Source organism: Phormidium pseudopriestleyi FRX01, from assembly GCF_017313335.1.
Taxonomy (GTDB): Bacteria; Cyanobacteriota; Cyanobacteriia; order Cyanobacteriales; family Laspinemataceae; genus Laspinema; species Laspinema pseudopriestleyi.
The window spans coordinates 1-10,458 of record NZ_JAFLQW010000069.1 but is presented as its reverse complement, the minus strand read 5'-3'; the positions used below and the strand labels follow the sequence as shown (position 1 = coordinate 10,458).

11 protein-coding genes are annotated in these 10,458 nt (G+C 47.8%); 5 read left to right on the top strand and 6 right to left on the bottom strand.

Annotated elements, in window-relative coordinates; translation table 11 throughout:
* The first annotated feature begins 220 nt into the window (after positions 1–220).
* The 4 genes from mltG to J0895_RS03000 all read left to right on the top strand — a co-directional run bounded on the left by mltG (position 221) and on the right by J0895_RS03000 (position 4,003).
* A complete protein-coding gene (gene mltG / locus J0895_RS03015; protein ID WP_207086651.1) occupies positions 221–1,315 on the top strand; it encodes an endolytic transglycosylase MltG in 1,095 nt (364 codons plus the stop codon).
* A gap of 273 nt (positions 1,316–1,588) precedes the next feature.
* Complete coding sequence (locus J0895_RS03010) at positions 1,589–2,113, top strand: YqeG family HAD IIIA-type phosphatase (RefSeq protein ID WP_207086653.1); 525 nt, start codon at positions 1,589–1,591, stop codon at positions 2,111–2,113.
* Between the two features lie 237 nt (positions 2,114–2,350).
* On the top strand, positions 2,351–3,511 hold the full coding sequence (gene proB / locus J0895_RS03005; RefSeq protein ID WP_207086650.1) for a glutamate 5-kinase: 1,161 nt from the start codon (positions 2,351–2,353) through the stop codon (positions 3,509–3,511).
* Between the two features lie 87 nt (positions 3,512–3,598).
* Positions 3,599–4,003: a hypothetical protein gene (locus J0895_RS03000; RefSeq protein WP_207086649.1), complete on the top strand. Its 405-nt coding sequence runs from the start codon at positions 3,599–3,601 to the stop codon at positions 4,001–4,003.
* Between the two features lie 467 nt (positions 4,004–4,470).
* On the opposite strand, the gene J0895_RS02995 is transcribed toward J0895_RS03000, so the two are convergent.
* The 6 genes from J0895_RS02995 to J0895_RS02970 all read right to left on the bottom strand — a co-directional run bounded on the left by J0895_RS02995 (position 4,471) and on the right by J0895_RS02970 (position 9,396).
* Entirely contained in the window at positions 4,471–4,701 is a 231-nt protein-coding gene (locus J0895_RS02995; protein WP_015150839.1) for a DUF4327 family protein, read from the bottom strand.
* 719 nt (positions 4,702–5,420) lie between these two features.
* Positions 5,421–7,073, bottom strand: a complete 1,653-nt coding sequence (locus J0895_RS02990) for a glycoside hydrolase family 3 protein (protein ID WP_207086648.1) — start codon at positions 7,071–7,073, stop codon at positions 5,421–5,423.
* Positions 7,074–7,082: 9 nt separating this feature from the next.
* Complete coding sequence (rbfA, locus tag J0895_RS02985; protein WP_207086647.1) at positions 7,083–7,511, bottom strand: 30S ribosome-binding factor RbfA; 429 nt, start codon at positions 7,509–7,511, stop codon at positions 7,083–7,085.
* Positions 7,512–7,862: 351 nt separating this feature from the next.
* Positions 7,863–8,069, bottom strand: coding sequence for a DUF751 family protein (locus J0895_RS02980; RefSeq protein ID WP_207086646.1), 207 nt, complete (start codon positions 8,067–8,069; stop codon positions 7,863–7,865).
* A gap of 426 nt (positions 8,070–8,495) precedes the next feature.
* Entirely contained in the window at positions 8,496–8,855 is a 360-nt protein-coding gene (locus J0895_RS02975; RefSeq protein ID WP_207086645.1) for a hypothetical protein, read from the bottom strand.
* A 211-nt stretch (positions 8,856–9,066) separates the two neighbouring features.
* Complete coding sequence (locus tag J0895_RS02970; RefSeq protein WP_207086644.1) at positions 9,067–9,396, bottom strand: hypothetical protein; 330 nt, start codon at positions 9,394–9,396, stop codon at positions 9,067–9,069.
* 82 nt (positions 9,397–9,478) lie between these two features.
* Between J0895_RS02970 and J0895_RS02965 the strand changes: the two genes are divergently transcribed.
* The gene (locus J0895_RS02965) at positions 9,479–10,321 is read left to right on the top strand and encodes a DNA adenine methylase (protein ID WP_207086652.1); all 843 of its coding nucleotides are present in this window, start codon (positions 9,479–9,481) and stop codon (positions 10,319–10,321) included.
* Positions 10,322–10,458: the final 137 nt, after the last annotated feature.

Below are 10,458 nucleotides of genomic sequence, written 5' to 3'. Positions count from 1 at the left end.
GAAGAAAATAGGAATCTATGTTGGTCGTGTAGCTGTACGTTCAACAGGTAATTTTAATATTTCTTCTTCTACTGGTTTGATTCAAGGAATCAGTCACAAATACTGTACACATCTTCACAAAAAGGATGGGTTTTCTTATGCAACATAAATCACGCCCCGATTTTCCTCTCGACACCAACCTGGGTACAGGTATGGTGGGAGTCTCCAAGAGGGCAGAAAGATGAAAGCAGCGAGTCAACGAAAAACAAATTGGTTGTTATATGTGGCGCTTATCCTCTGCGCTGCGATTGGAATCAGTGCATGGCAAGGTTGGCGGTGGTGGCGATCGGCTAGTGCCCCCGTATCCGAATCTTTACCTCGGGATTCTGTCGTCCAAGACAATCGGCTGGAAGTCGTGCAAATCGACCCCGGGGAACCTGGACAACTCATTGGACTTAAACTCGAAGAACAGGGTTTAATTAGGTCCGCGAATGCCTGGAATATGTGGACTCGGTGGTTAACTCGCCAAAACCCAGATGGGGGATACAAGGCGGGAACCTACCAACTCTCTCCCGATGAACCGATGCAGGCGATCGCCCAAAAAATCTGGGATGGTGAAGTCATGCATCTCAATTTCACCGTTCCCGAAGGGTGGAATTTGCGGCAAATGGCTGCATATTTCGAGTCTCAAGGCTTCTTTACTGCTGAAGAATTTCTCAGTGCCACTCAGGAAATTCCCTGGGCTGAATATCCCTGGCTCCCGAAAGATATCCCCCATTTAGAAGGCTTTTTATACCCGGATACTTACAAGCTCCGCGCGGATGATATCACCCCGCAAGCGATTATTCAACCCATGCTGACTCGGTTTGAACAGTTGGCTCTGCCAGTGTATCAACAACCTCAAAATCAAACCAAGCTCAGTCTGAAAGAATGGGTGACTCTAGCAAGTATTGTGGAAAAAGAGTCGGTGGTGGCATCGGAACGCCATCGCATTGCCGGTGTATTTACTAACCGCCTCAAACAGGGGATGACGCTGGGTGCTGATCCCACGGTGGAATACGGATTAAATATCAGACAAACGGAAGATCAACCCTTAACTCTGGCACAGGTGAACACCCCTAACCCTTACAATACTTATCTGAATCCGGGTTTACCCCCAACCCCGATCGCTGTGCCTGGGGTTGCCAGTTTAGAGGCCACTTTAGCCCCAGAAGAAACGGAATATCTCTATTTTGTGGCCCTCTATGATGGCACCCATATTTTTAGTCGGACCTTAGCTGAACATGAAGCGGCTCAAAATGCCATCTGGGATGAGCGGGACCCGACGTTACGGTAATAATTTCCCCCAGGAGCCATTGGCACAGGCTCCTGGGGGGGATGTCTGAGAATTGAGTGCGATCGCAGTGGGCTCGAAAGCCTTAGTATGTCAAAATCATCCTGCGGGGAATGCAGTTTTTAGACAGCATCCGGGTGATCTGTGCGATCGCGCTGTCAAACCAAATTATTGGCTCACGGCAGATTCTAGGGGGTCTATCTACAATGCTGTTAAACTGTGGTTTCCGGTATTGCTGGACGGTGGTTAGTGTTAGTCAGCGAAGGTCAATATACTATGTCTTGGGGAAAACTTTTAGAACCCGATTTATTTTTGGGGGACTCAATTTTAAGCCTGACACCAGAGCTCGTCAAAGAGAACGAACTTAAGGGTCTGGTTTTGGATGTGGATGAAACCCTCGTCCCCCTGCGAGAAATCCAAGTGTCTGAGTATCTCCGGCAGTGGGTGGAACAAATTCGCCCGGTTGCTACCCTGTGGTTGGTTAGCAATAATATCAGTGAAGCTCGGATCGGTGGCATTGCTCGCTCTTTAAATCTACCCTACATTACGGGTGCAGCCAAACCCTCGCGGCGCAAGTTACGACAGGCGGTGACGGGGATGAATCTGCCGGTGGAAAAGGTGGCAATGGTGGGCGATCGCCTCTTTACGGATGTTCTCGCCGGTAACCGATTGGGAATGTTTACCATTTTGGTAGAACCGATGGTGGACCCCGGGGAAATTATGCAAACCAAGCATCCCGTGCGATCGCTGGAAGTCTGGTTATCTCAAATCCTCGGCGCTTCCCTCGCCAAGAAGAAGTAACAAGTCATTAAGCTGAACACCCCTTGAAAAAACCATATAGGGCTGCATATTAAAATATTGAGGCTGAGGCCAAATTATCAAGCGGCATTGAAGAGGAGTTTATAGGGGGCCGTCTTAAGCTGGCCCCTCACCCTAATTGAGTTTGATAAAAACAAAGCGCCTGCCTTCACCGAAATGAAGGCGGGCGCTTTACAATTGGATCCGGTGATCCGAATCCCCAACGAGAGCGCTTTTTTTATGAACCTGCAAACCCTAGTCGTCAAAATTGGCACTTCTAGTCTCACCCAGGACCGCACCGGCAACCTGGCGATCGCCACCATTGCGGCCCTCGTTGAAACCCTCAGCGCCCTCCGCCACCAAGGGCATCGCGTCATCTTAGTCTCCTCTGGTGCCGTAGGAGTCGGCTGTGCTCGCCTGGGATTAAAAGAGCGTCCGCGCACGATCGCCCTCAAACAAGCGGTGGCTGCAGTGGGTCAGGGCCGCTTAATGCGGGTTTATGATGACCTCTTTAGCACCCTGCAACAGCCGATCGCCCAAGTCCTTCTCACCCGCAGCGATTTAGTCCAACGCAGTCGCTACGTCAACGCTTACAATACCTTTCAAGAATTACTTCGCCTCGGAGTGATCCCGATTGTCAACGAGAATGATACGGTTGCAGTGGAAGAACTCAAATTCGGCGACAATGATACCCTCTCGGCAATGGTTGCCAGCTTAGTCGAGGCGGAATGGCTGTTTCTGATGACCGATGTCGATCGCCTCTACTCCGCCGACCCCCTCCGCCATCCCGACGCCCAACCGATTACCTTAGTTCAACATCTCGATGAGTTGAGGCAGTTACAGGTGCAAACCGGAGGCAGTGGCAGCAATTGGGGGACTGGGGGGATGATGACTAAAATTGAGGCGGCTCGCATTGCCACAGGTGCAGGGGTTCGGACGGTGATTACCTCGTCTCAATCCCCGCGCAACTTGGAGAAGATTTTGCAGGGGGAGGCGATCGGGACTCATTTTGCACCGCAAAAGAACACGAGTAACGCCCGCAAGCGCTGGCTGGCTAATGCGGTGATTCCCTCGGGCAAACTTTATTTAGATGAAGGGGCAGTCCGAGCGATCTGTCAAGGGGGAAAATCTCTCCTAGCTGCTGGAATTGTGGAGGTGTTCGGAGAATTTGAGGCATCGGATGCGGTGCAACTGTGCGATCGCGCGGGTCGGGAAATTGCCCGGGGACTGGTCAACTATAGCAGTGACGAACTCGATCGCATTCGCGGACGAAAGTCCGATGAAATTCCCGAAATTTTAGGTTATATTGTTGCCGACACGGTAATCCACCGGGATAACTTAGTTTTAAGCGGTTCCAGTAGCGATGCCGCCGAGTTGAACAAAACAGACCCCCTGCACTGAAAGCCTCTTTCCTGCTGCTTTAGGACTTGGTACAGTAAAGGGAAGCCTCAAACTAAAAATACTTCTACAAAACGGAAAAAATAGACGATGAACCCCGATAACGTCATGGAATTTTTACAAACCGGATTTCGAGTTGGGGTAGGCGCGACGGCTTCCTTACTCGAAAGTATTCAAGACCCCCAAAAACGAGAAGAAAATCTGGCGGATTTAAAACTTGATGCCAGCGATTTGACCAAAAAATGGGCTGAAAAAGGAGAAATGACCGAGCGGGAAGCCCGCAATTTTGTGGATACCCTGATCGATCACCAGCGATCGCCCGGGGAATCGTCATCCTCTGCAACTCCCCCTGCGTCAAGTTCTGAGCCTCCGTCATCCCCGCCTAATTCGGCAACTAATCCGGAAGTCTACCAAGATTTACAAGACTTAACCGCCCAAATTGCAGCGTTGCGGTCTGAGTTAGAAAATTTACAGCAGAAAGATTCGGAACGTTAAGTTAGGGATGCGAGGATGCCGGTATTGCCCTCAATACCAGGGACCAAGAACCGGGTTTCGTGACAACAAACTGCTAATTAGTAACACAGTTGATGCAGAAACCCAGTTGTCTTCCCGATACTGTACCAACGCTCTAGGGTCCCAGAGGTTAGCCTAGCTCAAATACTTAGCACAACTAGGAGGCCGGTGCATTGTTAGCTCTGTAGAATCAGACACTGGGTTGCTGGCCCTTTTTTTGTGGCTCATTGGCCTAAAATTTTGTTAAGAAACCGGGTTTGTCTTTCCTCTACTCTAATCCAGGACTTGACTACATGCTATTAGGTGAGGGGATTTCCTGGAAAAATTTTTCAGTCTTGCTCGGGGTTTTCCCTGTAGATTAAGGATATACCCTGTCAATAAGAAGTAAAATTAATTTGGCTTCTTATTGACAGGGTTACAATTTTTTGATATCATGTATCAGTTTTTATTTAATCGTTGCCCCAGTCTTCGCGACCCATGAGATCCACAATGCGATCGCGCAGCAGGAAATCGTATTTTTCTAATTCAGACTCAACCACGGCCCATTCCCGCGCTGGGATGTATTGGCATAGAGTATATATGGGTTGTTGTCGCCCCACAAAGCCATTTTTGACCAAGGTTCGAGCTTCTTCTTTGATGAACTCGATGGAATATTGAACGGTAGATGTAGATGGTGCCATCTTTAAAACCTCGCTAGATAGATTCTTTAATCAACGGTATATCTGTGACCACCCCCCAGTTAGGTGAATAAGTCATAATAGCTCATCGAAGAAGGGACACTACTGGGCGGCCTCTTCTGGTATTTGTTACATTCTATACAGCAGCATTGTTATTATCGCGCTGATTGACTCCTACTTATCTTAATAAAATATGAAGAATTATGCACCCCCAGGGAGATAAATTTTTTCGATGCAGTTTCCTGGGCGGTTTGGGAATGATTAATCATTGCATTATTTCGGGTATCAAGTAGAGAGAGCGAGGCCAAAATTATATACAGGGAGATAGTTGTAGCAATAGGCTGGGGGACAATTTTATATAAATTTCACCAGGTTAGACGACTAGAGTTGTGCCTAGAATCCTGGGGCAGGACTTCCGCATCTTTTGAGAATCCCCCCTAAACTTAGGGGCATCCAAGCGACTCGCCCCTACATTGAGTCTATAAAAACCCAGACCCTCCAGGGTTCAAGAGGAAAACGGACACTAGCGAAGCCCGCGCAGGTGGGCTAATAGAGCAAAAGACTTGAGACAGCCGGATTTGGTATAACGGGATAGGGATCGCCGCTTTCTGGGGATAAACGGGTTTAAATTGGATTGAATTCGCTCCCCGGTAGAGCCTGAGAATGGAGCAATAGGAGGCTCTACCTGCTTTCGACTCAAGATGCAGATTTCATCTGTAACCTTAGTAGAAAGGATTGGGTTGGGTGGGTGTTGGGGTCAGTCCAAATAAAGTTTCCAGGGCGATCGCTTGGGCGGCCCGCATTTGACCATAAGAAAACACAAAAGGAATGGATGGAGGCAAAAGGGCCTTAAATTCGTCCAAAACATAAGGACTCCCGTAAATCACCACCGCCTGCAATTGTCCCGTTTCTAATAATTGATTGAGCCATTCCCGGGCGAGGCGGGTCACTTGGGCAGGTCCCCCAAACGGATTGCCCCGGATAAAGACTTGAAGGAGGGTTTTTCCGGTTGCCATTGCCTTCAAGTCTTGCCCTCGGCAGGGAGTAGAACAATCCACGCCCTGAAATTGATAGCCCTTAGACTTAGGCATGACGATCGCCGGGGCTTGTTTATTCAAAAACGCACTATTAACCAGAGAGTCAGTCACCAATAAATTGTTTAAATACTCCCCTGATTGGGGTTGAGGGAGGGATAAAGGCAAAGAACCCCCAATTTGCTGAGACTCCCGCAAAATCTGTTCTACAGAGTTGATTGCCCCAGGAGTAGAGAGATTAATCAGTTGGGCGGTGGGGGAAGTGGGGGGATTAACCACTGTAGAAGGGGAGAAGAGTTTTTGTTTCGCCTTCCAAATGCGGGTTACGGATTCGCGAATGCGATCGCGGGATATGCGACCGGATTTGACTGCATCGCAGAGGGCAGTAATGGCCTCGGCTGGGTCCACAGGCATCAATAAAATATCGGCCCCGGCTTCTAAGGCTAAAATTGGGGCTTCATTGGGACCATAACGTTTGGCGATCGCCCCCATGACTAAAGCATCCGTAACAATCAACCCCTCAAACCCGAACCGTTGGCGTAACTGTCCCGTTAAAATCTTCGAGGAAAGAGTCGCCGGATAGTCGGGGTCCCAGGCTTCAATACAGAGGTGAGCGCTCATCACCGCATCCACCCCAGCAGCGATCGCCCGTTGAAACGGAGGGAGTTCCACCGACTCTAGTCGTTCCGGGGAATGTCGCAACACCGGCAACTCGATATGAGAATCCACACTGGTATCCCCATGTCCGGGAAAATGTTTAGCACAGGTGAGGACCGGATACTTCTGTGCACCGCGCATAAACGCCAGGGCTAACTCACTGGCGGTTTCAGAATTTTCCCCAAAGGAACGGACATTAATCACCGGGTTCTCGGGATTGTTATTCACATCCACCACCGGGGCGAGGACCCAATTAATCCCGACGGCGAGAGCTTCCTGGGCGGTATAGGCTCCCATTGCGGTGGCATAACCTTGGGCTTTCGAGGGTTCTTCTGCGGCAATTCGGGCGATCGCCATTGGCGGGGGAAACCAAGTTGCACCGGCAAATCGCTGTCCGACACCTTCCTCGATATCGGCAGCAATCAACAGGGGATATTTCGCCCAAGATTGCAATTGCTGCGATCGCAACATCAAATCACCCGCACTGCCTCCCACCAAAATCACGCCCCCCACAGCCTGTTCCTGCAACAGCTTCTGCAACTGTGCCCCTGGGGGTTCCCAATCGGGATATTCGATTTGGTGGTCAAACAGATGTCCAGATGCTCGCACGACGAACAACTGCGCCACCTGTTCTTTTAACGATAAGGTTTCGAGACCCGGCAGTACCGGGATTAGATCCGACATATCCACAGATTAAGCCTCAGTTTCTGAAATTTCGCTCTCGTTGAGATCCAGATCTTCCTCATCCGCGTCGGGATTGTGGTGTTTGCGTTCTTCACTGATCTGATTGAGCAGTGTCAGGATGCGCGTCCCGCGTTCAATGGATCGGTCTTCTAAAAATATCACTTCTGGAGTCCGACGCAATCGCACTCGGTGACCGAGTTCCCTGCGGATATATCCAGTCGCCGCCTGTAACCCTTCCATTGTTTCCGCCCGCGCTTCGTCACTGCCATAGATACTGACGAAAATCTTGGCGTGTTGGAGGTCACCGGAAACATTGACATCAGTTACGCTCACCATTCCAGCACCCACGCGGTCATCCTTAATGTCTCCGATTAACATTAAACTGACTTCGCGCTTAATTAAGGACGCGACGCGCTCTACTCGACGATCTGTAGCCATAATCTTGATTCCCTTGTTTGCATGGTACTCATCAGTTTGGGTGGCACTCGAATGCATCCACCTCTTTGTAGTGTAGAGTTTTAATCTCTGCTACCGCTACAACAGCAAACCGCGCCTGTAGGAGGATCTGTTTCTCGGGAGGGAAATTTGGCACTGTCATTAAATACAGATCATTCAATTCAGGAGATTAAGGGACCCAGGTGGGAGGGGTCCCGGTCCGAAAGGGTTTAGAACGCCGGTACAGTAGGGGAAGACAAACCGGGTTTTTTGAGAAAATCTGCAACAATTAGCAGGCAATCTGGACCAAAAACCCGGTTGCTTATCCCTGGGCACTCAAACTGTCCCGATGCTCTAGGTGACGGCCAATCCCAACATCCCTCGTAAGGTAAACCCGACAAAAATTAGGGTAGTCACCACGAAAGTGACTAAGGCGATCGCAGTCACGGGTTTTTGCAACAGGGGCTTAACCCAACCGAACAGGGCAAAAAAGATGCCCAGAATGATCGTGACAAAATAGCGCGGGTAGCGAAGGATATTACTCCAAAAGTCATCAAACATAAAAATTCAGATTTTCAACAGGAGCGGCTAAGTCTGTTTGCATTGTACCGCGTAGCATTGTTCCGCGAGTCGTACCAGTTCGGCAAACTTCCAAGTCCCTTGGTCATTCAGATTCGCCGCCAGTTCTGAGGGAATTGCATCGAGTCTTCGGCACCGCCTTCAACAAGACAGCCGACAGCATCCCCGAGGGCCTCTTCAATCCAACAGCCAATCAGGGAATTCCAAAAAATAAATTATCCCAATTTGGTGGTTAAATACTTACTTTACGCTTCTTCAGCCTGCGTAGGCAGGCTAATTCCTTGTAGCTTGAACCCTTTCCTTACGGAACGCTACGCGAACAGAATGCGGGTGTTGGCTAAATTGTTGTCAACAGGATACCTTCGGCATAGTCATTTAGATTAGATAAATTTCTCTTAAGACTGTTAATTATATCATGTTTTGATGAAAATCAATCATTAACATTTTTCCGGTTGAATCATAAAATAATGTGGCAAAACAAAGTTCGGGGTAGACTCTTCCGCGTTTTTGTTTTTGAATTCCACCCATTGCAACTTGAACTCGATAACCTGTTCCTAAATTAATATCAAAATATTCATTTAAAAAGGCTTTTGTTACAATATCAATTCGAACCCCTTCCGGGATAGCAACACTTATATCTTCATCTTCTAGTTGCACTTTTTTCTGCCCGGATGCCCGGTATTTTTGCAGCATATTATTGACATCTTCAAAGATTTGAAGGTCGGGTAAAATGCGATCTATGGCTTGGATAACATCCTGGGAATCCATCGGGAAAACCTCCTAGAAAATACATGATCGTAATCAAGGACTCAGTTGAAGCAGCGATCGCGCTTTCGGGAGAAAGGATGGATCTATCTGACTGATTCAACCCGCTGTACTGCAATCTAATTGCAGTGGGTGTATATATTTTAGACTGAAAGGACTCAGGGTTTTGATACGAATTTAGACAATTCGAGAGAGAAGTCCTCTCTGGAGTGGATCACTCCCGTTGAAGGAATGGGGACTCCCCCCGATTATGCCAAAATCGGTTTTGAACTGTCGTATCAATGATTACTCCTGGGTTTCCCCGAGGCGATCGCACCGCAGAATTCCGATCGCGATCGTGGTATGTTAGGGGTTCATGAACTTTTGGAGTTGGGTTGGGATTGAAACGGCCCCAAATTGCGACAGAATTGCCTAGGCAAGGGTGCTGGAGTGGTTCAGGAAAGGGGGGGAGGTGCCGTTGAGGGGATAGTTTCCTGGAGTGCGATCGCGACACCGGCGGATCACCGCTATTTCCCCGATTCCAACTCCAGCAAAACACTATCAAAGGAAATCCTTGAGTTCATAAATTGAGTTCGGTTCACCCAAAAGGGAGGACGTTGCTACAAACTTAAGTACGGTTTTAGATGATGAACGAGACGACTACATTAACAGTTTTACCCCGCCCTTTTTTGAAATGGGCCGGAGGCAAAACCCAACTGATTCAACAATATAAACCCCTGTTTCCCCCTCATTTTAAAAATTATTATGAGCCTTTTTTAGGGGGTGGTGCAGTTTTTTTCTATTTATTTCAAGCGCATTCATCCGGTTTTAATGCAGTTTTATCCGATATCAATGAAGAATTAATTAATCTGTATCGCTGCGTTCATAATGACGTAGAAGCTTTAATCAAAGAGTTACAATTTCATCAATCTAAACATAATTCCGAGTATTATTATCAAATTAGAGCGAAGAAAAACCGGCAACGGGTCAAAAAAGCAGCTCGAATTATTTATTTAAACAAAACTTGTTTCAATGGATTATATCGAGAAAACTCTAAAGGAGAATTTAATGTGCCGATTGGTCGATATAAAAATCCGACTATTTGTAATGCGGAATTACTGCGGGCGGATTCACAGGCGTTGCAATCAGTGAAATTAGAAATTCGGGATTTTGATAAGGTTCTGGATGAGGCAAAAACTGACCAAGATTTTGTTTATTTTGACCCGCCTTATTATCCCCTGAGCAATACGAGTCAATTTACGTCGTACAGTCGCTATAATTTTAATGAAGAGGACCAAATTCGGTTACGGGATGTGTTTAATGAACTGGCGAATCGAGGGGTGAAAGTGATGCTGTCTAATTCGGATTGTCCGTTTATTCGTAAGCTTTACCAGGATTTCCAGATTCATCAAGTTTCAGCAGCGCGATCGATTAATTCCAAAGGAAGTCATCGCGGGAAAATTTCTGAAGTGGTTGTGACTTCGTATTGATTTGGATATTTTGTACTCTGGCAATAAACAGGGAGTGTTTGATTTGAATTCTACAGGGTGTATTGGTGTGACTAGAAACAATTGAAATATTGGCAAGAGGGTTTGGGGACCAAACCCCTACAGTTTACGATTTCCAT

Bases quoted from the DNA above. Each gene is read 5' to 3' on its own strand.
- J0895_RS03010 (WP_207086653.1), top strand. From the start codon at position 1,589: ATGTCTTGGGGAAAACTTTTAGAACCCGATTTATTTTTGGGGGACTCA.
- J0895_RS02975 (WP_207086645.1), bottom strand. From the start codon at position 8,855: ATGGATTCCCAGGATGTTATCCAAGCCATAGATCGCATTTTACCCGAC.
- J0895_RS02990 (WP_207086648.1), bottom strand. From the start codon at position 7,073: ATGTCGGATCTAATCCCGGTACTGCCGGGTCTCGAAACCTTATCGTTA.
- proB (WP_207086650.1), top strand. From the start codon at position 2,351: ATGAACCTGCAAACCCTAGTCGTCAAAATTGGCACTTCTAGTCTCACC.
- J0895_RS03000 (WP_207086649.1), top strand. From the start codon at position 3,599: ATGAACCCCGATAACGTCATGGAATTTTTACAAACCGGATTTCGAGTT.
- J0895_RS02980 (WP_207086646.1), bottom strand. From the start codon at position 8,069: ATGTTTGATGACTTTTGGAGTAATATCCTTCGCTACCCGCGCTATTTT.
- J0895_RS02995 (WP_015150839.1), bottom strand. From the start codon at position 4,701: ATGGCACCATCTACATCTACCGTTCAATATTCCATCGAGTTCATCAAA.
- mltG (WP_207086651.1), top strand. From the start codon at position 221: ATGAAAGCAGCGAGTCAACGAAAAACAAATTGGTTGTTATATGTGGCG.
- J0895_RS02965 (WP_207086652.1), top strand. From the start codon at position 9,479: ATGAACGAGACGACTACATTAACAGTTTTACCCCGCCCTTTTTTGAAA.
- rbfA (WP_207086647.1), bottom strand. From the start codon at position 7,511: ATGGCTACAGATCGTCGAGTAGAGCGCGTCGCGTCCTTAATTAAGCGC.